General features: G+C 74.3%; 20 protein-coding genes, 1 tRNA gene and 1 pseudogene. 18 read left to right on the top strand and 4 right to left on the bottom strand.

The window, feature by feature from the left end:
- The first annotated feature begins 59 nt into the window (after positions 1-59).
- On the top strand, positions 60-1,370 hold the full coding sequence (locus tag ACEPPI_RS29360) for a family 2 encapsulin nanocompartment cargo protein terpene cyclase (RefSeq protein WP_373918293.1): 1,311 nt from the start codon (positions 60-62) through the stop codon (positions 1,368-1,370).
- A gap of 17 nt (positions 1,371-1,387) precedes the next feature.
- Positions 1,388-2,269 carry a geranyl diphosphate 2-C-methyltransferase gene (locus tag ACEPPI_RS29355; protein ID WP_373918292.1) on the top strand — a complete coding sequence of 294 codons (882 nt, stop codon included), beginning with the start codon at positions 1,388-1,390 and terminating at the stop codon, positions 2,267-2,269.
- Positions 2,270-2,320: 51 nt separating this feature from the next.
- On the opposite strand, the gene ACEPPI_RS29350 is transcribed toward ACEPPI_RS29355, so the two are convergent.
- A complete protein-coding gene (locus tag ACEPPI_RS29350; RefSeq protein ID WP_373918291.1) occupies positions 2,321-3,136 on the bottom strand; it encodes an endonuclease I family protein in 816 nt (271 codons plus the stop codon).
- A gap of 217 nt (positions 3,137-3,353) precedes the next feature.
- Between ACEPPI_RS29350 and ACEPPI_RS29345 the strand changes: the two genes are divergently transcribed.
- Positions 3,354-3,920, top strand: a complete 567-nt coding sequence (locus ACEPPI_RS29345) for a DJ-1/PfpI family protein (protein ID WP_373918290.1) — start codon at positions 3,354-3,356, stop codon at positions 3,918-3,920.
- A 3-nt stretch (positions 3,921-3,923) separates the two neighbouring features.
- Here the strand turns inward: ACEPPI_RS29345 and ACEPPI_RS29340 are convergent, their stop codons facing one another.
- Positions 3,924-4,358 (bottom strand): MarR family winged helix-turn-helix transcriptional regulator, encoded by a 435-nt coding sequence (locus ACEPPI_RS29340; protein ID WP_373918289.1) that lies wholly within the window; start codon positions 4,356-4,358, stop codon positions 3,924-3,926.
- Positions 4,359-4,405: 47 nt separating this feature from the next.
- On the opposite strand from ACEPPI_RS29340, the gene ACEPPI_RS29335 reads away from it, so the two are divergent.
- Entirely contained in the window at positions 4,406-5,023 is a 618-nt protein-coding gene (locus tag ACEPPI_RS29335) for a MarR family winged helix-turn-helix transcriptional regulator (protein ID WP_373918288.1), read from the top strand.
- A 28-nt stretch (positions 5,024-5,051) separates the two neighbouring features.
- On the opposite strand, the gene ACEPPI_RS29330 is transcribed toward ACEPPI_RS29335, so the two are convergent.
- Positions 5,052-5,864, bottom strand: coding sequence for a glutamate ABC transporter substrate-binding protein (locus ACEPPI_RS29330; protein WP_373918287.1), 813 nt, complete (start codon positions 5,862-5,864; stop codon positions 5,052-5,054).
- 201 nt (positions 5,865-6,065) lie between these two features.
- Between ACEPPI_RS29330 and ACEPPI_RS29325 the strand changes: the two genes are divergently transcribed.
- The 7 genes from ACEPPI_RS29325 to ACEPPI_RS29295 all read left to right on the top strand — a co-directional run bounded on the left by ACEPPI_RS29325 (position 6,066) and on the right by ACEPPI_RS29295 (position 13,665).
- Positions 6,066-7,127 (top strand): hypothetical protein, encoded by a 1,062-nt coding sequence (locus ACEPPI_RS29325; protein WP_373918286.1) that lies wholly within the window; start codon positions 6,066-6,068, stop codon positions 7,125-7,127.
- A 108-nt stretch (positions 7,128-7,235) separates the two neighbouring features.
- A tRNA-Arg gene (locus ACEPPI_RS29320) sits at positions 7,236-7,308 on the top strand.
- Between the two features lie 112 nt (positions 7,309-7,420).
- On the top strand, positions 7,421-8,572 hold the full coding sequence (locus ACEPPI_RS29315) for a gala protein (protein WP_373918285.1): 1,152 nt from the start codon (positions 7,421-7,423) through the stop codon (positions 8,570-8,572).
- Entirely contained in the window at positions 8,569-10,470 is a 1,902-nt protein-coding gene (locus ACEPPI_RS29310; RefSeq protein ID WP_373918284.1) for an ankyrin repeat domain-containing protein, read from the top strand. The genes ACEPPI_RS29315 and ACEPPI_RS29310 overlap by 4 nt, the downstream gene beginning before the upstream one ends.
- A complete protein-coding gene (locus ACEPPI_RS29305; RefSeq protein ID WP_373918283.1) occupies positions 10,467-11,672 on the top strand; it encodes an AAA family ATPase in 1,206 nt (401 codons plus the stop codon). Before ACEPPI_RS29310 ends, ACEPPI_RS29305 begins: the two co-directional genes overlap by 4 nt.
- 143 nt (positions 11,673-11,815) lie before the next feature.
- A complete protein-coding gene (locus ACEPPI_RS29300) occupies positions 11,816-13,012 on the top strand; it encodes a VWA-like domain-containing protein (RefSeq protein WP_373918305.1) in 1,197 nt (398 codons plus the stop codon).
- 107 nt (positions 13,013-13,119) lie between these two features.
- A complete protein-coding gene (locus ACEPPI_RS29295; protein WP_373918282.1) occupies positions 13,120-13,665 on the top strand; it encodes a TerD family protein in 546 nt (181 codons plus the stop codon).
- Positions 13,666-13,829: 164 nt separating this feature from the next.
- Here the strand turns inward: ACEPPI_RS29295 and ACEPPI_RS29290 are convergent, their stop codons facing one another.
- Positions 13,830-14,441, bottom strand: a complete 612-nt coding sequence (locus tag ACEPPI_RS29290) for a TetR/AcrR family transcriptional regulator (RefSeq protein WP_266847249.1) — start codon at positions 14,439-14,441, stop codon at positions 13,830-13,832.
- Between the two features lie 197 nt (positions 14,442-14,638).
- Between ACEPPI_RS29290 and ACEPPI_RS29285 the strand changes: the two genes are divergently transcribed.
- The 7 genes and pseudogenes from ACEPPI_RS29285 to ACEPPI_RS29255 all read left to right on the top strand — a co-directional run.
- A complete protein-coding gene (locus tag ACEPPI_RS29285; protein ID WP_373918281.1) occupies positions 14,639-15,568 on the top strand; it encodes a phosphatase PAP2 family protein in 930 nt (309 codons plus the stop codon).
- Positions 15,565-16,431 (top strand): hypothetical protein, encoded by an 867-nt coding sequence (locus ACEPPI_RS29280; protein WP_373918280.1) that lies wholly within the window; start codon positions 15,565-15,567, stop codon positions 16,429-16,431. Before ACEPPI_RS29285 ends, ACEPPI_RS29280 begins: the two co-directional genes overlap by 4 nt.
- 13 nt (positions 16,432-16,444) lie before the next feature.
- Positions 16,445-16,735, top strand: a complete 291-nt coding sequence (locus tag ACEPPI_RS29275; RefSeq protein ID WP_373918279.1) for a hypothetical protein — start codon at positions 16,445-16,447, stop codon at positions 16,733-16,735.
- A 67-nt stretch (positions 16,736-16,802) separates the two neighbouring features.
- Entirely contained in the window at positions 16,803-17,069 is a 267-nt protein-coding gene (locus ACEPPI_RS29270) for a GlsB/YeaQ/YmgE family stress response membrane protein (RefSeq protein WP_356217186.1), read from the top strand.
- A 71-nt stretch (positions 17,070-17,140) separates the two neighbouring features.
- Positions 17,141-17,635, top strand: coding sequence for a ribonuclease E activity regulator RraA (gene rraA / locus ACEPPI_RS29265; RefSeq protein ID WP_373918278.1), 495 nt, complete (start codon positions 17,141-17,143; stop codon positions 17,633-17,635).
- A 101-nt stretch (positions 17,636-17,736) separates the two neighbouring features.
- Positions 17,737-19,349 (top strand): annotated as a pseudogene (locus tag ACEPPI_RS29260) (peptide-N4-asparagine amidase).
- 27 nt (positions 19,350-19,376) lie between these two features.
- A partial coding sequence (locus ACEPPI_RS29255; RefSeq protein ID WP_373918277.1) for a serine/threonine-protein kinase occupies positions 19,377-20,347 on the top strand: 971 nt, incomplete at its 3' end.

The raw sequence follows: 20,347 nt of genomic DNA, 5'->3' as shown, positions 1-20,347 counted from the left end.
GTGCCCCTGCGCGTGCCCGAGATCCGGAACCGCACACTCATCTCACTTAGGAGCCATGGATGCCCGACTCCGGGACGTTCCCCCTGCGGTCGGCCCTTCCCGGCACCGCTCTCCGGCCGCCCCTGCCTGCCGGCCCGGCACTGCCCTTCGGGCCCGCCGCCGGGACCTCCGTCCCGGGGGCGGACGCGGCCGCGCCGGCCGTGGAGGGCGCGGGCGGCGACCTCGCCGCCGAGGCGGCGCGGGAGGCCGGGACGGTCCCGGGCCCCAACCCCGCCCTGGACCGCATCGTCCGCGGCCCGAGCGGCATGGGGACGTCAGGGCTGCACCCCGCCCGGCGCGCACGGCCGCCCGTCCCGCCCGTCCCGCCCGCCGCGGCGGCCGCTCCGGCGGAGGGCCGTCCGATCCCCGGCCTCTACCACCACCCCGTGCCGGAGCCCGACCCCGTCCGGGTGGCGGAGGTCAGCCGGCGGATCAAGCGGTGGGCGGTGGACGAGGTCGAGGCCTACCCCCCGGAGTGGGAGGACCAGTTCGACGGCTTCTCCGTGGGCCGCTACATGGTCGCCTGCCACCCGGACGCCCCGACCGTCGACCACCTGATGATCGCCACCCGGCTGATGGTCGCCGAGAACGTCGTCGACGACGTCTACTGCGAGGACCACGGAGGCTCGCCGGTCGGCCTGGGCGGAAGGCTTCTGCTCGCCCACACCGCCCTGGACCCCCTCCACACGACGGCGGAGTACCAGCCGGTGTGGGCCGAGTCGCTGCTCTCGGACGCCGCCCGCCGTTCCTACCGTTCGGCCATGGCGTACTTCTCCGAGGCCGCCACCCCGTCCCAGGCGGACCGGTTCCGGCACGACATGGCCCGGCTCCACATGGGGTACCTCGCCGAGGCGGCGTGGGCGCAGACGGACTACACGCCGCAGGTGTGGGAGTACCTGTCGATGCGGCAGTTCAACAACTTCCGCCCCTGCCCCACCATCACCGACACGGTCGGCGGCTACGAGCTCCCGCCGGACCTGCACGCCCTGCCCGCCCTTCAGCGGGTCATCGCGCTGGCCGGCAACGCCACCACCATCTCGAACGACCTCTACTCCTACACCAAGGAGCTCAAGAGCCCCGGAAAACACCTGAACCTGCCCGTGGTGATCGCCGAGCAGGAAGGTCTCTCCGACAAGGAGGGCTACCTGAAGGCGGTCGAGGTCCACAACGAGCTCATGCACGAGTTCGAGAGCGAGGCCGCCGCGCTGGCCGCCTCCTGGCCCGACCCGCGCCTGCTGCGCTTCCTGCGGGGCGTGGCCGTCTGGGTCGACGGCAACCACTACTGGCACATGACCAACACCTACCGCTACAGCTTGCCCGACTTCTGGTAAGAGGAATGGACTTATCTGTGACCACTGAGATCACCCCCACCCTTGGCGCCACCGCCTTCATCCCGGCCCCGGCGACGCCCTACCAGGGCGACATCGCCCGGTACTGGAACGAAGAGGCCCGGCCGGTGAACCTGCGTCTCGGCGATGTCGACGGCCTCTACCACCACCACTACGGCGTGGGCCCCGTCGCCACGGAGGCCCTCGGGGACCCCGCCGACAGCGCGTACGAGAAGAAGCTGGTCGCCGAGCTGCACCGGCTGGAGTCGGCCCAGACCGACGTACTGCTCGACGGCCTGGGAGCCCTCGGGCACGACGGCACGCTGGTCGACGCCGGCTGCGGCCGAGGCGGTTCGATGGTGATGGCCCACCAGCGCTTCGGGTGCAAGGTGGAGGGCGTCACCCTGTCGGCCAAGCAGGCCGACTTCGCCAACCAGCGCGCGCGTGAGCTCGGCATTTCGGACCACGTCCGCGCCCGCGTCTGCAACATGCTCGACACCCCCCTGGAGAGCGGCTCGGCGTCCGCCTCCTGGAACAACGAGTCCAGCATGTACGTCGACCTGCACGACCTGATGTCCGAACACTCCCGGATCCTCAAGGTCGGCGGCCGCTACGTGACCATCACCGGCTGCTGGAACCCGAAGTACGGCCAGCCGTCGAAGTGGGTCTCGCAGATCAACGCCCACTTCGAGTGCAACATCCACTCGCGGCGCGAGTACCTGCGTGCCATGGCCGACAACCGGCTGGTCCCGCAGACCGTCATCGACCTCACCCCGGACACGCTGCCGTACTGGCGGCTGCGCGCCACGTCCTCCCTGGTGACGGGCATCGAGGAGGCGTTCATCAAGTCCTACGAGGACGGCTCGTTCCAGTACGTCCTGATCGCCGCCGACCGCGTCTGACGCCCGGTCCGGGCCCGCGATCCGACGGGCCCGGACCGGCTGGACGGCTGCCTACCAGATGGAGTTGACCCACTCCGGGTGGTCGATGAACGGGTTGCGGTTGTGCTGGTAGGTGTCGTAGATGACCTGGTTGCGGCGCTGCTCGAAGGCGTCCGGCGGGTCCTGCTGGCTCCACTGCTTCAGCACGCTGATCCGGCCTATCGCGGGCGCGGTGCCGTTGTTGACCTTGTCGTTGACCTCCAGGTCGGCGAAGCCGTCACCGCCGTCGTAGCGCACCGCCATGTACAGCAGCATCCGCGCGACGTCGCCCTTGACCGCGTCCCGCGGCTCGAAGGAGTCGGCGTCGGTGTAGCTTCCGGGGGCCTCCGCCACCGGGCTGCCGCCCATGTCGAAGTCCTTGTTGCCGCGCGTGCTGTTGACGGTGACGTCCTCGGGGCGCAGGTGGTGCAGATCGGTGCCCGGGCCGGTCGCGGTGCCGAAGTCGCCGTGGCTCTTGGCCCAGACGTGCTCGCGGTTCCAGTCGTTGACGCCGCCGCCGTTGCTCGACTTGGACTGGGAACGGCCGGAGTAGACGAGGATCACGTTGTTGGGGTTCGCCGGGTCCTGGTCGGTCACCTTCAGCGCGTTCCACACGCCGTCGTAGGTGACCTTGGACTGGTTCTTGATGATGTTGTGCAGGGCCGTCTTCAGCGCGGCGCCGGTCTTGCCCTCGGCGGCGGCGTAGTACGCGTCGACCGTGGTGGCCGGGGCGGCCGAGGCGGTGTGGGGTGCCGCCGTCCGCTGGCCCGCCGAGGCGGTGGCCGGTACGAGCAACAGCGCGGCGGCCGCCGCGGCGGCCGCCCAAGGGGTCGTACGGGAGATTCTCATGACGTGGGGGACACCTCTCCACACGCACCGTCCCCACCGTGGCAGTCGGCGGGGTGTCAGGTGGCAGAGCGAGAGTCACATTGTCATGTGCCCAACAGGTAAAGGCCATGTGTCGGGGGTGCGGACCTTGGGGTTTGCCGTCCGGCCGGCTCGGGCACGGTAGCCGTGGCCTCGGAAGGGCCGAGGCGACCGTGAACAGTCCTACCGGGAGCAGCCCATGACAGCGAAGATCCTCATCGTGACCGGCGACGCGGCGGAGTCGCTGGAGGTCCTCTACCCCTACCAGCGCCTGCGCGAGGAGGGGTACGAGGTGCACATCGCGGCCCCCTCGGTCAAGAAGCTGCGCTTCGTCGTGCACGACTTCGAGGAGGGCTTCGACACCTACACGGAGAAGCCCGGCTACACCTGGCCGGCCGACATCGCCTTCGCCGACGTCGTCCCCGGGGAGTACGCCGCCGTGGTCGTCCCGGGCGGGCGGGCGCCGGAGTACCTGCGCAACGACCCCGACGTACGGCGGATCCTGGCCGCCTTCGCGGGGGCCGACAAGCCGATCGCGCAGATCTGCCACGGACCGCTGATCACCGCCGCGAGCGGGGTCCTGGACGGCCGCCGGGTCACCGCCTATCCGGCACTGGAGCCGGACATGAAGGCGGCGGGGGCCGGTTTCGAGGACTCCGAGGCCGTGGTCGACGGAACCCTCGTCTCCGCCCGCGCGTGGCCCGACCACTCCGCGTGGATGAGGGAGTTCCTCACGGTCCTGCGGGCCAAGGCGCCGCTGGCGTAGCGGTCAGCCGGCCCCTTCGAGGTTGGCGCACATGCGGGCGAGGACAGTGACGGCGCCGAGGTACTCCTCGTCGGTGACGCCGGCGGCCGTGCGGTCCCGGGCCGCCATGACGAGCCGTTCGGCGTCCGCGTGACCCCGGTCTCCCGAGGCGGTGAGCGCGTACGTCCCGGCGCCCGGGTCGAGGGCGATCCAGCCGCGGGCGGTCAGGCCGGAGGCGACCTCGTCGAGGGTGATCGCGTCCTGGCCCCAGAAGGGGAGCAGGCGCGCGGTGAGGCCGGCGGGGTCCTGCGGGCCGTCGCCGGCGAGTGTGTGCAGGACCTGCCAGTGGCGCCGGGTGAGGTCGCTCGCCGCGAGCGCCCCGTCGAACTCCCGGTTGATCAGGTCGTCGAGGTGCTTGAGGTAGTAGCCGATCGGCTTGAGCCGCGACGGGGTGGTCATGGCCGCCCGCCCCCTCCATAAATATGTAAAGTGACAAGTAATTGTTGATGAGTATGCATCTGGAGGCGGGCATGGGCAAGGCTGGCGGGGGCGCGGACGTGCGCGCGGCCGTCCCGCGGACCGATGGCGCGCCGACCGATGGCGCGCCGACAGATGGCGCGCGGGGCGAGGTCGCGCGGGACGAGGTCGTGCAGACCGACGTGGTGCGGACCGACGTGGTGCGGATCGAGCGGGCCATGGTCTCGATGCGGCGCAGTGTCACCCGGCGTACCCTCGCCCGCCTCGCCGGAGCCGGTGCGGACCAGGGCGGCGGTCCGGCGTTCGACGTCCTGGACGTGGTGGAGGCGGCCGAGGAGGCGGGGGAGCCGGTGGGCGTACGGGGGGTGGCCGACGCCCTGCGCGTCGATCAGCCCCGGGCCAGCCGTCTGGTGACGGCGGCGGTGGCGGCGGGCTGGGTGCGGCGGGGCGCCGACCAGACGGACGGACGGCGGGCGCCCCTGGCCGTCACGCCCGCCGGGCGCGCGGCGCTGGACGAGGCGCACGCGCTGCGGCGGGCGGTGGTGGAGCGGGTGACGGCGGACTGGTCGGACGGGGAGCGGGCCGAGTTCGCCCGGCTGTTCGCGCGCTTCACGGAGGGGTTCCGGGAGCTGGGGCGCGACCGCTGAGCCCCGCCGTCCGCGGCGTCGGGGAGCGTCAGCTGCCGGTAGTGACCTGGGGCGCCGGCTCGTACTTGTAGTTCGCCGGTCCGAAGTTCTTCTTCACGGCCGCTTCCCAAGAGCCGTCCGAGACCATCTTGGTGAGCGCCGTGTTGATCTTGCGCTGGAGGTCGTTGTTGCCCTTCTTGACGCCGATGCCGTAGTTCTCGTTGCTCAGACGCAGGCCGACCAGCTTGAACTTGCCCTCGTTGCCCTTCCTGGCCGAGTACCCGGCGAGGATGGAGTTGTCCGTGGTCATGGCGTCGACGAGGCCGTCCTGGAGCGCGACGATGCACTCCGAGTAGCCGCCGAGCTCCAGCACGCTCGCCTTGGGCGCGAGGTTGTTCTTGACGTTCTCGGCGGAGGTCGAGCCCGTCACCGAGCACAGCCTCTTGGTGTTGAGGTCCTCGCCCTTGGTGATCGAGCCGTCGTCGGCGCGGACCAGCAGGTCCTGGTGCGCGACGAAGTACGGACCGGCGAAGTCGACCTTCTCCTGCCGCTTCGCGTTGATCGAGTAGCTCGCGGCGACGAACTGGACCTCGTTGTACTGGAGCAGCAGCTCCCGGTCGGAGCTGTACACCTGCTTGAACTCGATCTCGTTCGGCTTGTAGCCGAGCTCCTTGGCGATGTACGTGGCGACGTCGACGTCGAAACCGGTGAAGGTGCCGTCCGCCTCGCGCATCCCGATGCCCGGCTGGTCGAACTTGATGCCGATGGAGATGGGCTCCTTCGGGGCGTCACCACCACAGCCGGAGGCGGTGGCGGCGAGGGCGATCACTACGGCGACCGCGCCGGCCTTGGGAACCTTCATGCTGCACTCTTTCTTCGGGAACGCGGGACCACGGGGGGAAAATCGCGGGAACGGGGGCACGCGCAACCGCGGGGGCGTATGGCGCGTGTATGAGGAAGCTAGGAAGGTGACGGGCGCAGCGTCACTAGATCTGAGGAAAACTTGAGGATAACGATCCGGTTCTGCCGAAGATTCTCCGTCGGTTCCGGGTCGTCACAGGAGATGGGGGCCGGACGAGTGGCGGACGAAGTGACGGGCGGGACACGGGTCGAGGGGAACACGCTCCTGTTGGGCGAAGGCGTACGTATCCGATTCATCCGGACATTGCGCCTCCCGGAATCGGGAACGCACGAGCTCCCGCCCGGCCTGGGGGAGTTCCCGCTGCGGCGGGTCGAGGACTACCCGGACACCGTCCCGCCGCAGTGGCGGGCCAAGGGCGGCGTGATGCTGCCGGTGTACCTGCGCGAGGCGATGTGGCTCAGCTTCGGCGGCTCGCGGGAGCCCACCGCCCTCCAGGTCGGCGTCGGCAAGGTGTGCGCCGTCTCCGGCGAGCGGTGGACGGGCAGGCTGTCGCGCAAGCCGCAGAACTACGTGGTGCTGCCGCGCCAGCCCTGGCTCGACGGGATCAACTCGGGCGACGGGACGGTGCGCCAGTTCGTCGCCGTGCCGCTCGGCCTCGGTGCCACGATCGAGGGGCAGGTCACGGGTGAGGAGACCACGGGCGGGGTGCAGCTCCAGGCGTTCGCGCTGAGCCCCCGGGAGCTGAAGAAGTGGCGCGAGGCCGAACGGGAGCGCGCCCTGCGGGCCCGCCCGGCCGCCCCCGGCTCCGCGTCCGCCGGCTACGGCGCCCCGCCGCAGGCGCCGATGGCGGCCGCCCCCGCCCCCCGGGCGTCGGCCCCGGCGATGGGGCTCGGCGTCGGCGGGACCATGCGCCAGGAGGTCTACCGCGACGACCGCAAACCGGCCGCCTGGGCCGACAGTCCGGCCGCGCGGGTCTTCGTCCACCTGGTGACCCCGCCGGAGTGGCGCCGCATCACCGGCGAGGACGCGCCGCCGTCCCCCGTGGACCGGGCCGCCTACACCCGGGCCGGTCTGCCCTGGTACGACTACTACGACGAGACCGGCGCCGACCTCCCGGCCGCCGGGCCGCTGGGCGCCGTCAAGCCGGTCGGCGACTGGCTCGGCGACGACCACAGCCCGTGGGTCCCCCCGGTCCCCGGCCAGGTGATCCCGCTCGGCAACGCCCCGCGTCCGGGCGAGCCGGTGCAGGACGGGGACTGGTAGCGGAGGGCCGGCCGCCGGGGCGGGCGGGTCCGTCACCGCCCCGGCCGGACCGATCTCTTCAAACTGGTGATCGATTTTCGGCCGCCGCGTCGGTATGATCACCTAAGCAAGGCCGTAGCGCAGAGGTCGTCGCGCCCAAGCATCGAGCTGGAGGACGTCGGTTCGAATCCGACCGGTCTTGCGTCTCCTTCCGACCGCCGTACCGGCATGCCTCCGTGCCGGCACGGCGTCGTGCACGCAGTCAATGAAGTGGTGGGTCGCCGGGCGCCGGCGAGGAAACCGGTGGAGTGGTGATGACACAGCCGACGCCCGTACGGTGCCCCGCGATCGAGCACCCCGACATGCCGCTCGCCGATCCGGCGGCCCTGGACCCGCTGCTCGCCCGCCTCGCGGACGCCCGGCCCGTCGAGGCCGACGAGACCTTCCCGCTCGGCACCCTGCGCGCCGACGGCCGCCTCGACCTCTGCAAGCAGGGCCTCGGCCCCGCCGGAGGCTCCCGGCTGCTGCCCGCCGCCATCGCCTCCCCGCACGCCGCGCACCTGCTGCTCGGCACCAACGCCCTCGGCGACACCGGCGCCCGCACCCTGGCCGAGGCCCTCACCGGTGCGGGCACCGGACACGGGGTGCACACCCTCTACCTCGGCTGCAACCGGATCGGCCCGGACGGGGTGCTCGGCCTCGCCGGAGCCCTCGCCGAGGACACCACCGTCCGCGCGCTCTGGCTCAAGCGCAACCCCCTCCACGCCGACGGCGCCCGCACCCTCGCCGCCCTCCTGCGCCGCAACACCGCGCTGCGCACCCTCGACCTGGTCAACACCGGGATCGGCGCCGACGGCGTACGCCTGCTCCTGGACGCCCTGCTCACCCGGGGGGCGCCGCTGGAGCGGATCTTCCTCGGCGGCAACGGCCTCACCGCCGAGCACGCCCCGCTGCTCGCCGCCCTCATCCGCGACGCCGGGGTGAGCGAGCTCTACGTACCGGCCAACCACCTCGGGGACGAGGGCGCCGCCGTCCTGGCCGCCGCCGCGGCGGACGCCGGCCCCGGCCGCCCGGTCCGCCTCGGTCTCGGCGGCAATGGCATCGGCGTCGCCGGAGCACGCGCCCTCGCCGACGCGCTGGACGGGATCGAGGCGCTCGACCTCGGCCGCACCATGTCCGAGCGCAGCCTCGGCTCGACCGGCAACGACCCCGGGGACGAAGGCGCGTACGCCCTGGCCGCCGCCCTCCCCGGGAGCCCGCTGCGCCGCCTGGAACTGCGCCACACCGGCATCACCGGCCGCGGCGCCAAGCAGCTCCTCGCCGCACTGCCCGACGACAGCCCGCTGGAACACGTCGGCCTGGGCCCCGGCCTGCCCCGCCGCGTCAAGCGCTCCTTCACCGAACGGCTGCGGCCCGCCCGCGCGGCCCACCCGGACCTGCGCGCCATCGGCAGCGTGTACCGGTGAGCCCCGACCTCCGGACGCCCGGGGCCCTGACGAGCGAGTACGCGGGGTCCTGGCTGCGGGTCCGCCGCTACGCCGTACCCGGCTGGATGATCGAGCAGGCCACCCGGCACCGCCTGGCGGGGGACTGGCGGGCCGCGTGCGCCGCCGCGTCCGTCGAGATCGGCTTCGACCCGGCGGCCCTGGCCTCCCGGTACGGCACCGCCGTCGCCGACGCGGTCGCCGAGGACCTGCGCCACTTCGCCCCCGACCTGCTGCGCTGGCACCTGCCCCGGGTCGGGGGCGGCCGCACCACGCTCGCCCCGAGCCGCCGGGTCCTGCTGGCCTCCTACGCCCCGGACGGCGGGCCCCGCCGCGGACGCGGGGTGGCCGTGCTGTACGTCACCACCTTCGGGATGGTGGACGGCCCGCAGCGGCTGCGGCTGGAGTGCGGGTCACTGTCCCCGGAGCACACGGGCAGCGGGCGCATCGACTGGACCGACGAGGAGTGGACGGCCGCCCGCCCCTTCTGGGACGCGCGGTGCACGGCCGAACTCCGCTCCCGCTACGGCCCGGCCGACCGCCTCCCCTTCTTCCGCCCCGACGGCACCCCGCTGGGCGACGGCGAACTGCCCACCGCCGACCCGGGACCCGCCGACACGGCAGCCCGCGCCGAATGGGCCGCGGTCCTGTCGGCCCGCGGCGAGTTCGTCGAGGCCTTCGCGGTGTCCGGCACCGAGCTGGACCTCGGCGTGCCGGAGCAGGCACGGTCGTTCACCTCGCCCGAACGGGCCCTGGCCTCGCTGGCGGCCTCCGGCCCCGACCCGGCCCGGCTGCTGTCCGAGGTCCGGCTGCTGGCCGCGGCCGGAGCCGGAAACCGCTTCCGCTACGTTCCCGACTGGCGTTGCCGCGTAATCCTGGAACTGCCCGGCGCCGGGGACGCGTCGGCACGGGACGCGGACGCCGGTGCGCCGCTGCGCCTGCGCCTCGCCGAGCCCGACGACCTGCGCGGAGTGCCCCGGCTGCCCGAGTACGCCTGGCGCCCGCTGCCCGACCTCCAGCTGCTGCGGACCGGCCGGATCGCGCCGCGGGCCCTGCACCCCCTGGTCGCCGCCGCCCTGTTCCCCGGGTCCGACCCGGCCGAGGGGCCGTCCGGCCCCGCCGCGCCGCGGCCCGTGCGGGTGCGGTGTACAGGCGTCTGGCACGAGGTCCGCTCACGGGGCGGCGTACTCGACATGCCGCACACCGCGCAGGAGCAGCAGCGCGAGAACGCCCTGCGGGCCTTCGGCGGGACCATCTCCGGCTGCTTCGCCGTGCGCGAGTCCTGGACCTCGGGCGAAGGACGGCTCCCGCGCGCCCTGCGGGAGGAGCGCCGGGACCTCTTCCTGCGCGCCGTACACGGGGACGCCCCCGGCGTGCTCCACCTCCTCGACGCGGGTGTCGACCCCCACGTCCGGGACGCCAAGGGCCGCACCCTGCTTCACATGCTGCCCCACCTGGAGCACGAGGAACTCCTGCCCCGGCTGCTCGCGGCCGGACTCGGCCTGGAGACCGAGGACGGCCCCGGCCGTACCCCGCTCCTGGCCGCCGTCCGGGACGGCGGCACCGCCGACCTCGTCCGGGCGCTGATCGACGCCGGGGCGCGCCTCGACGTGACCGACGAGGCCGAGATGTCCCTGAGCCAGCTGGTGCGCCGCTTCCGGCGCGACGACCTGACCTTCGTGCGGGAGGTGGTGGACGAGCGGTACCCGGACATCGGCGCCGACTACTTCGACGAGTACATGGAGTGGCGGGACGAGCAGGACGCCGACGAGGACGATCCGTTCGAGGGGATCGAGGCGACCGGTCCGGCCGACGGGGCCGAGGAGGCCGAGGTGGCCGAAGGAAGCGACGGAGCAGGGGAAGGGGTCGGGGACCGGTGAGCACCGCGCAGTCGCAGCACCACCCGGCCGGCTCGCTGGCCGCCGCCGACGCCCTGAACGCCCGGCTCGGCGCCACCCGCACCGAGCCCGCCGTCCTTCCCCAACTCGAAGCCCTCGCACTGGCGGTGACGGCCAATCAGCCCGTTCTGCTGTGGGGTGAGCCCGGCATCGGCAAGTCCGCCGGCATGGAGCGGCTCGCCGACGCCCTCGGGGTGGGGCTGGAAACCGTCATCGCCAGCGTCCACGAGCCCTCCGACTTCGCCGGGCTGCCGATCGTCGGCGACGACCCGGCCACGACCGGCGTCCCGATGGCCCCGCCGGACTGGGCGGTGCGCCTGGCCCGTACCGGACACGGACTGCTGTTCTTCGACGAGTTGTCCTCCGCCCCGCCGGCGGTCCAGGCCGCCCTGCTGCGGGTCGTCCTCGAACGCCGGGTCGGCAGCCTGGTGCTGCCCCCCTCCGTACGGATCGTCGCGGCGGCCAACCCGCCGTCCAGCGCGGCCGACGGCTGGCACCTGAGCCCGCCGCTCGCCAACCGGTTCGTCCACCTCGACTGGACGCACGACCCGCGCACGGTGGCCCGCGGCATGGCCGGCACCTGGCCCGAGTCGGCCGTCCCCACCGTGGACCCCGCACGGGCCGCGGGCGCCGCCGCCCGTGCCCGGGGCGTGATCTCCGGGTTCCTCACCGCCCGTCCGGGCCTCGTCCACCACCTGCCGAACGACGCCGAGGGCCGCGGCCGTGCCTGGCCCTCGCCGCGCACCTGGGAGATGGCGCTGCGCCTGCTCGCCACCGGGTACGCGGCCGGGTCCGGCGGCGAGGCGCTGTCCGCCGTGCTCACGGGGGCCGTCGGCGACGGTGCGGGCCTGGAACTGCTCTCCTACCTGGAGCACCTCGACCTGCCCGACCCGGAGCGGGTCCTCGCCGACCCGGAGGCCTTCGCGCTCCCCGAGCGCGGCGACCGTCAGCTGGCCTTCCTGATCGCCGTGGTGGCGGCCGTGCAGAGCGACCCGACGCGCGCCCGCTGGGAGGCCGGCTGGGTGGTCCTCGCCAAGGCCGTCGACGCGGGAGTGCCCGACGTGGCCGCGCGGGCCGCCGCCGACCTGGCCGCGATGCGGGAGCCGGCCTGGCCCGTACCGGCCGGGATCGACGCCTTCGTGGAGCTGCTCCAGCTCGCCGGGTCCCTGCCCGGCGCCCGCTGACGGGCCGCCGGGCCGTGCCGGGCGAAGCGTCGTACCCGTACCCGTACCCCTACTCGTCCCCGGACCCGTCCCCGGACCCGTCCCCGGACCCGGACGGGAACCCGGACGGGACCCGGGACCCGTCCCCGGACCCGGGTCCCGTCCTGGACCGGGCGAAGCTGCTCGCCGCCCGGTACTCCGCCGCCGAGGCCCGGCCCTACCTCGCCTCCGCCCTCTACGCCCTCACCGTCGTCCCCTCCCCGGGCCCGTCCGGGGTGGCCACGATGGGTGTCGACCGGCATTGGCGCTGCTACGTCTCGCCCGCCTTCGTCGAGCGGACCCCCGTGGCGGAGCTGGCGGGCGTGTGGATCCACGAGGTGGCCCACCTGCTGCGCGACCACCACGGCCGCGCCGACCGGCTCCCGGCGGCCGACCAGCGCGATCCGGTCCGGATCAACATCGCCCAGGACTGCGAGATCAACGACGACCTCCTCGCCGACGGACTCGCCCTGCCCGCCGGGCGGATGGAACCCCGCCTCTTCGGCCTCGCCACGGGCGGTCTGTTCGAGGAGTACCTGCCGGGGGTTCCCACGACCCCGCCGCACGGCGTGGACTGCGGCTCCGGGGCGCACGGGATCCCGCGCCCGTGGGAGGCCCGGCCGGGCGGGGGAGAAGGACGGGACCCGAGCGGGATCGGCCCGGCGGAGGCGGAGGCCCTGCGCCGCGCCACCGCGCAGGCCATGCGGGCCCACCAGCGCACCCGCGGCACCCTCCCCGGCGGCTGGGACCGCTGGGCCCGCGAGGTGCTGGAGCCCACCGTGGACTGGCGCCGCGCCCTGTCCGGGGCGGTGCGGGAGGCCGCGGCCTGGGCGGGCGGCGCCGTCGACTACACCTACCGGCGTCCCTCGCGCCGTACGCCCGCGCTCGGCGGCCGGGTCGTGCTCCCGAGCCTGCGCCGCCCGCTGCCCAGGGTCGCGATCGTCATCGACACCTCCGGTTCGATGGGCGAGGAGGAGCTCGCGGCGGCGCTGGGGGAGGTCACCGGCGTGCTCCGGGAAGTGGGGGTCGGGGGCAACCGGGTCGCCGTCCTGGCCTGCGACGCCGACGTGCAGACCGTGAGCCGCGTGACCCGCGGCTGCCAGGTGGAACTGGCCGGCGGCGGGGGCACCGACATGCGCGTGGGCATCCGGGCCGCGCTGTCCCTGCCGGACCGGCCGAACGTCGTGGTCGTCCTGACCGACGGATACACCCCGTGGCCGCACGAGCCGCAGTCCTGCCGACTGATCGCCGCGCTGATCGGGGCGGACGCCCCGCAGCCGCCGCACTGGGTGGAGACCGTACGCGTCGACCTCACCCGGTGACCGTCCGGACTGGCCGGGAACGTACGGTCCCGCACCCCGTGATCACCGGCGCGTGACAGCATGGCGGGGCGGCACGGGCCAAAGCGGCCGGGCGGAGGGGGAGTTCGATGAGCGCAGTACGCAAGAGTCTGGCCAAGGTGGAGATAGCGCTGCGCTGGGACCCCAGCCCGGCCGGTACCCCCGCCAACGACCTGGACATCGTCGCGGCGGTGTACGCGGCCTCCGACCCGCACGGGGAGCCGGTCTACCTCGTGCACTTCGGCAGCCGCGCCCCCGACGGCACCATCACCCTGACGAGGGACAGCCGTACCGGGCAGGGCTTCGGCTTCGACGAGGTGATGACCCTCGAACTGGACCGGCTGGCGCCGGAGCTGGGCCGGGTGGTGGTCGGCGTGGTGATCCAGGACGCCGGTCCCACCGCGGAGCCCGGCCGCAAGACCTTCGGCGGGGTGGCCGGCAAGGGGCTGCGGATACGCGAGGGTTACACCGACCTCGCGACCGGCGACTTCGAGGAGGTGGCGCACGCCACGGCGGCCACCGTCGCGGAGTTCGTCCGGGACGGCGCGGGCGGCTGGGCGCTGGACGCGCGCCCCCGGGGGTTCGACGCGGACCCGGGGGAGTTCGCCCGCGTCATGGGCACCGCGCGGGGCTGATCCCGCGCGCGGAGCGCCCCGGGAGCCTTGCGGACGGGGCGGCGGCCACTCTGCTCGGGAGTGACCGCCGCCCCGTCCGGGTGGCGCGCTGCCGCCGTCCCCACGAGGCAGCGCGGGCAGGTCGCCGTCCGGTCATCGTGGACGGCGGCCCACCGGTACGGGGGTCAGGGGGTGATGCCGAGCGAGGGCAGCAGGGCCGCGTCGACGAACCTGACCAGGTAGTCGGCGTCCGCGTACCGCCCCTCCAGCACCGGCCGGATCCGCAGCACACCCATCAGCTGCGCCGGCAGGAACTCAACGGCCGGGTGGTCGGCGGCGATCTCGCCCCGCGCCACCGCCCGCGCCACGATCGCGTCGAACGCCGTCAGCTCCGGCTCCACCAGGGCCTCGCGCAGCGCGCCCTGGAGCTCCTCGTCGCTGAGCACCGCGTGCCCGAGCGCCTGGGTGAGGCGGGTGTCGCGGCCCGAGGTGCATGCGGCGATCCGGGCGGCCTCGCGCAGGTCGCCGGCCAGGGTGCCGGTGTCGACGCCGGCCAGCGTCCGGTCCCCGCGGCTCGCGCGGCTCGCCCGCAGGGCGGCGGCCACCAGCCGCGGTTTGGTCTTCCACTGCCGGTAGAGCGTGGACTTGCCACAGCAGGCGCGGGCCGCGATGCCCTCCATCGTCAGGGCCTCGTACCCGTGCTCGCGCAGCTGCTCCAGGACGGCGTCGTAGAACTCCTGCTCGCGCTCCGGGGTGATCTTGGAGCGGCGTGCGGTGACCTGCGGCGTCGACGTCATGGGGGTGCGTTCTCCTCGCGGTCTCCTGGGCGGCCGGTTCCGGTGTTCCGAGTGTACGGCTACGGAGGCGTATCGGTACACCCGCGTATCGATACGCGAATGTATCGATACACTGGCGTGTCGATAGGAAGCGGGTACGGACCGACGGGAGACCGCCGGGGACCCGTGTCCACACCCGAAAGAAGTGAGACCGGGGGATGACCTCCCACACCACGCCCGGCCGGCCGGCCGCCGGGAAGAGGGACGCGTGCCGACGGCTCATACGCGAGCTGTTGCTCGTCGCGAGCCTCTTCGCCGTCTACAAGGCGGGCCGGATGCTCTCGACGGGCCGCACCGACGAGGCCCTGCGCAACGCGGACCGCGTGTGGGACGCCGAGCGCGCCCTGCACCTGCCCGGCGAGGGCGCCGTGCAGCGGCTGCTGATGCACTCGGACGCCCTCGTACACACCGCCAACACCTACTACGCCGTCGTGCACTTCCCGGCGACCGTGCTGTTCCTGGTCTGGCTGTACCTGCGGCGCCCGCGCCACTACCTGTGGACGCGCCGGGTGCTCGCCGTCCTCACCGGCGCCGCCCTCGTCCTGCACCTGTCGTTCCCGCTCGCGCCCCCGAGGATGCTCGGCGCCGCGCACCTGGTGGACACCGGGCAGGTCTACGGGCCCACCGTCTACCGGGCCGAGGCGGCCGCCGACACGATGGCCAACCAGTTCGCCGCGATGCCCTCGCTGCACTTCGGGTGGGCACTGATGCTGGCCATCGGCATGATCGCGGCGACCCGGTCGCGGTGGCGCGCGCTGTGGCTGCTGCACCCGATGGTCACCCTGCTCGTGGTGGTCGGCACGGCCAACCACTACTGGCTCGACGCGATCGTGGCGACCGTGCTGCTCGGGGCGACCCTCCTGCTGATCCCCCGCCCGGCCGCCGGGCGGGGGAGGGCTGAGGCGCGCGGCGGAGCCCCGGCGTCCGTCACGGCGCCGGCCCCGGCTTCCGCGTCCGTCTCCGCGCCGGTCCCGGCCCCCGCCGCGGTCTCCGCGCCCGTCCCGGTCTCCGCCGCCGTTCTGGTCTCCGCGTCCGGCGCGACCGCGCCCGTACCCACCGCCGTCGCGTCCGCCGGGGGGAGGCAGTGAGCGCCACCGCCCTCGCCGTGGCGCTCTGCCTCGCCTCCGCCGTGACCTACGCGGCCGCCGCCGTCGCGCAGGAGCGGCTCGCCCGCCGCGCCGTCGCCCGTACCGCCACCGCCCTGTTCGGCAACGGCGCCTGGTGGTGGTCTGCCGGGCTGAACGCCGCCGCGGCGCTGCTGCACGCCGCCGCCCTGCGCTACGGCCCCCTCACCCTGGTCCAGCCGCTCGGAGCGCTCACCCTGGTGGCGGCGGTGCCGCTGGGCGCGCGCGGCGCCGGACGGCGGGTCGCCGCCACCGAATGGCGGGGCACCCTGGCCACCGTCGTCGGGCTCGGTCTGCTGCTGCTCCCCGCCTCCGGCCCGGCGCCCGACGACACCCTCTCCCTCGCCGAGGCCCTCGGCGTCTCCGGCGCCACCGCCGCCGTGATCGTCCTGCTCACCGCGCGCAAGGACCCCCGTTCCGGCCTGCGCCACGCCACCGCCTCCGGACTGGCCTCCGCCGCCGCCTCCGCCCTGACCCAGACCGTCGCCGTGGCGGGCGGCCGGGGCGGCGCCCTGCTCAGCGTCCGGGTGGTGACGGTGGCCCTGCTCGTGGTGGTGTTCGCCGTCGGCGGGATGCTGCTCTCACAGCGGGCCTACCGGGGCGGTCTCGGAGCCCCCCTCGCCGTGGTCAACCTGGCCAATCCACTGGCCGCCGCCGCCATCGGGATGGTCCTGCTCGGCGAACGCATCCAGGGCGGCGCCGTCGGCGTCCTGCTCGCCGTCGCCGGAGCCCTCGCCGCCACGCGCGGGGTCCTGCTGCTGACCCGCACCCCGCCCGGCGCGCCGGCCGCGTCCGCCGAAGGCCGTCCCCTCCGGCCGGCCATGTGACAGCATGATCCGCATGGCTGACCGGTCGTACCTCTCCCTGTGGTCCAGGAACTCCGTCCTCTCCATCGGCTCGGTGGGCTCGGTGCTCTCCATCGGCTCCGTCGGCAGCGTGCTGTCCGTCGGCTCCCTCGGCTCCACGCTCTCGCTGGGCTCGGCGGCCTCCTGGCTGAGCGTGGGCTCCGCCTTCTCCGCCCGCTCCAGCCTCTCCCTGTTCGCCTACCGCTCCCGGGGCGGCATCGCGGTCGTCGGCGCCGTGACGACCGCCGCCCTGGCCACCGCGCTGGTGCGCGCCCGCCGGGCCTGAGAACCGTTCCGCCCCAGGTGGCGTCCTCCCCAGGAGAGACCCACACCAACGAGCGGAGTGAACGACCATGGGCATCATCGGCTGGATCATCCTCGGCCTGCTGGCCGGAGGCATCGCCAAGATCCTGCTGCCCGGCCGCGACCCCGGCGGCCTCATCGGCACCACCCTCATCGGCGTCGCGGGATCCTTCGTCGGCGGCTGGCTCTCCGTGAAGTTCCTGGACCGGCCGATCCCGACCGAGTTCTTCGACCTCACCACCTGGGGATCCGCCATCGCCGGCTCCCTCGTGCTGCTCATCTGCTACCGCATCCTCTTCGGCAACTCCCGCGGCTGAGCCGGCGCACCGCATTGCCTACGCTGGGCCCGCACGGCGCGACGTACGACAGCTGCGAGGAGCCCCGCACCATGAGCCCCGTCCCGGTCACCCCCGTCCCCACCGCCGACCTCTACGACGAGTACGGCGAGGACCTCGGCATCTGTGCCACCCCCTTCCGCCGGATCGGCGGCCGCCGGCTCTTCGCCGGCCCCGTGCGCACCCTGCGGTGCCACGAGGACAACGCCCTGCTGCGTCAACTGGTCAACACCCCCGGCGACGGCGCCGTCCTCGTCGTGGACGGCGGCGGCTCGCTGCGCACCGCCCTGGTCGGCGACCTCCTCGCGGGGGCGGCGGCGGCATCCGGGTGGGCCGGGCTGATCATCCACGGCGCCGTCCGCGACAGCGTCGCCCTCGGCGGGCTCGACCTCGGTGTGCAGGCGCTGGGCACCTGCCCGCGCAAGAGCGGCAAGACGGGTGCGGGCACCGTCGACGAACCGGTCACCATCGGCGGCGTCACCTTCCGGGCCGGGGACACGGTCCACGTCGACGACGACGGCATCGTCGTGCTGCCCGCCGGGCACTGACCCGGGGCGCGGACGCCGGGCACCGGCGCCGTACGTTTTCCGCCACCCGCGCCCACCGGGACCTGGCGGCGGCGGTCCGCGACCGGTTTCACTGCGGGCCCATGAGACGACACAGGATCAGGATCATGGGCCTGCTCGGCGCGCTGACCCTCGCCGCCGGGGTCCTGGCCGGACCCGCCGCGGCGGCGGGCACCACCCCGCCCGCCGAGTTCGGCACCGACTGGCACGACCCGCTCACCGCCGCACCGCCCGTGGAACGGCCCCCGACCCGCTCCTGCGAGGTGACCCTCGCCGAAGCGCAGTTCCGGGACTTCACCCCCTACCGGGGGAGCTACGCCCCGCCTGCGGCCGCTCCGCCTGGGCCAAGGTCGTGCTGCGCCTCGACGGCAAGGTCAAGGGCCGCCAGTACGACCGCCTGGGCAACCTCACCCTCGGCGGTGTGGAGATCCTGCGCACCTCCACCCCCGAACCGTCGCCCGACGGGATCGAATGGTCCGTGGAGAAGGACGTCACCGCGTACCGCGACACCCTCAGCCGCCCGCAGCCCGTCGAGATGCTGATCGGCAACGTCGTCAACGACACCTACACCGGCGTCATCGACGTCAAGGTCACCCTGACCTTCTACGCCGCGGAGGGCCGCACCCCGCCCGCCGACACCCCCGACCTGGTCCTCCCGCTCACCACGCCCGCCGTCACCACCCCGCGCAACACCGAACGGCTCCTCGCCGAGGTCTACGCCACCGGCTCCGGAGGCGGCTGCGAGGAGTACTGGTACCTGACCGTCCCCGACGCCGCCCCCTACTCCTGCAAGGCCGCCGACGGCCCCTACCGCGAGGTCCGGATCTCCGTCGACGGACAGCTCGCCGGCCTGGCCGCCCCCTTCCCGACCGTCTGGACCGGCGGCTGGTCCAACCCCTTCCTCTGGTACGTCACCCCCGGCCCCCGCGCCTTCGACGTCCAGCCCCTGCGCTACGACCTCACCCCCTACGCCGCCCTCCTCAACGACGGCCGCCCGCACCGGATCGAGGTCTCCGTCGCCGGGGTGCCGGCCGGCCGGAGCGGCTGGAGCACCCCCGCCAACCTGCTCCTGTGGCAGGACCACGGCCGCCCGGTCGTCACCGGCGCCCTGACCCGCCACGAGGAGGGCGCCCCGGAGGGCGGCACGCACTGGACCCCCGCCCCCGGCCCCGGCGCCGAACACCGCCTGGACACCGAGGGCGGACACCGCCTCACCGTCACCGGACACCTCGACACCTCCCACGGCCGGGTCACCACCACCGTCACCCGGGCCGTCCGCGCCACCTCCGCCCACCGCTGGACCGAGGGGGAGGACCGTGACGCCCTCACCGCCTCCTGGAGCGACGAGGAGAGCGTCACCCGGGGTGCCACCACCACCCGTACGCAGCGCGCGTACACCATGGACGGCGAGACCACCCTCGGAGCCGGGGACCGGCTGCGCACCGTGCTCTCCCTCGGCGACCGGGCCGACACGGTCACCCTGCGCGGCGGCCGCGAGGTCGACCGCACCCGGCTCGACGACCGGTACACCGGCGACGCCTCGTACACCGCGAACGTCCCGCGCGAGCAGCGGCACGCCGTCGGCACCACCACCGCCCGCTACCGGCTGTACGGGTCCACCGCAGGGGACGGCTGTTACGACCGTACGGTGGGCACCGCGCAGGGCACCGTGACGGTGGACCGCCGCCGCTGCTGACACCGGCGGCGCCTACCATGACGCCCCATGGACACGAGTGACGCCGGCAGACGGCTGGTCGACGGCCGCTTCGAACTGATCGGCCCCCTGGGCGCCGGAGGCATGGGGACGGTGTGGCGCGCCCGCGACATCGCCCTGCACCGCGAGGTCGCCCTCAAGGAGGTGCGCCCGCCGGACCCGGCCACCGCCGCCGCCCAGCCCGAACTCGCCGTCCAGCTCCGCGAGCGGGCCGTCCGCGAAGCCCGCGCGCTCGCCCGCCTCGCGCACCCGAACGTGGTGACCATCCACCACATCGTGGAGCCCGCGGCCGGGACGGACGACCACCCGTGGATCGTGATGGAGCTCGTCAGGGGCGGCTCCCTGCACGACCGGCTCGCCACCGGACCGATGCCGCTCGGGGAGGTGCTGCGGCTCGGTCTCGACGTGCTGTCCGCGCTGCGGGCCGCGCACGCCGAGGGCGTCCTGCACCGGGACGTGAAACCGGCCAACGTCCTGCTGCGGCCCGACGGCGGCGCGGTGCTGACCGACTTCGGCATCGCCGCCCTGCACGGGGCGACCGCGCTCACCTCCACCGGGGTGCTGATCGGCTCGCCCGAGTACATCGCGCCCGAGCGGGCCCGGGGCGAGGAGGGGCTGGCCGCCTCCGATCTCTGGTCGCTCGGGATGCTGCTCTACGTGGCCGCCGAGGGGACGCACCCGCTGCGCCGGTCCACCAGCCTGGCCACCGTGGTCGCCGTACTGGAGGACCCGATCCCGGCGCCGGTGCGCTCCGGCCCGCTGGGCCCCGTACTGGAACGCCTCCTCGTCCGGGACCCGGCGGCGCGGCCCGACGGGGCAGCGCTGGAAGCACTGCTCAGGGACGCGAGCACCGCTCTCGCGGCAGGGACCCCGGACGCCCGCCCGGCCGGGCCCGCCACCATCCCCCCGGCCGCTCCCGGCCACTACGGGCCGCCCACCCCCGTCCCCGCCGCCCAGTCCGTCCCGCCCGGGGCGTACCC

It is taken from the genome of Streptomyces sp. AB3(2024), from assembly GCF_041862025.1.
Classification (GTDB): domain Bacteria; phylum Actinomycetota; class Actinomycetes; order Streptomycetales; family Streptomycetaceae; genus Streptomyces.
Note: the sequence above shows the minus strand (reverse complement) of the source record. Positions and strands in the feature narration are given on the sequence as shown.

Excerpts from the sequence above, each read along its gene's own strand:
- ACEPPI_RS29360 (WP_373918293.1), top strand. The coding sequence starts at position 60 with ATGCCCGACTCCGGGACGTTCCCCCTGCGGTCGGCCCTTCCCGGCACC.
- ACEPPI_RS29350 (WP_373918291.1), bottom strand. The coding sequence starts at position 3,136 with ATGAGAATCTCCCGTACGACCCCTTGGGCGGCCGCCGCGGCGGCCGCC.
- ACEPPI_RS29345 (WP_373918290.1), top strand. The coding sequence starts at position 3,354 with ATGACAGCGAAGATCCTCATCGTGACCGGCGACGCGGCGGAGTCGCTG.
- ACEPPI_RS29340 (WP_373918289.1), bottom strand. The coding sequence starts at position 4,358 with ATGACCACCCCGTCGCGGCTCAAGCCGATCGGCTACTACCTCAAGCAC.
- ACEPPI_RS29335 (WP_373918288.1), top strand. The coding sequence starts at position 4,406 with ATGAGTATGCATCTGGAGGCGGGCATGGGCAAGGCTGGCGGGGGCGCG.
- ACEPPI_RS29330 (WP_373918287.1), bottom strand. The coding sequence starts at position 5,864 with ATGAAGGTTCCCAAGGCCGGCGCGGTCGCCGTAGTGATCGCCCTCGCC.
- ACEPPI_RS29325 (WP_373918286.1), top strand. The coding sequence starts at position 6,066 with ATGGGGGCCGGACGAGTGGCGGACGAAGTGACGGGCGGGACACGGGTC.
- ACEPPI_RS29315 (WP_373918285.1), top strand. The coding sequence starts at position 7,421 with ATGACACAGCCGACGCCCGTACGGTGCCCCGCGATCGAGCACCCCGAC.
- ACEPPI_RS29295 (WP_373918282.1), top strand. The coding sequence starts at position 13,120 with ATGAGCGCAGTACGCAAGAGTCTGGCCAAGGTGGAGATAGCGCTGCGC.
- ACEPPI_RS29290 (WP_266847249.1), bottom strand. The coding sequence starts at position 14,441 with ATGACGTCGACGCCGCAGGTCACCGCACGCCGCTCCAAGATCACCCCG.
- ACEPPI_RS29285 (WP_373918281.1), top strand. The coding sequence starts at position 14,639 with ATGACCTCCCACACCACGCCCGGCCGGCCGGCCGCCGGGAAGAGGGAC.
- ACEPPI_RS29275 (WP_373918279.1), top strand. The coding sequence starts at position 16,445 with ATGGCTGACCGGTCGTACCTCTCCCTGTGGTCCAGGAACTCCGTCCTC.
- ACEPPI_RS29270 (WP_356217186.1), top strand. The coding sequence starts at position 16,803 with ATGGGCATCATCGGCTGGATCATCCTCGGCCTGCTGGCCGGAGGCATC.
- rraA (WP_373918278.1), top strand. The coding sequence starts at position 17,141 with ATGAGCCCCGTCCCGGTCACCCCCGTCCCCACCGCCGACCTCTACGAC.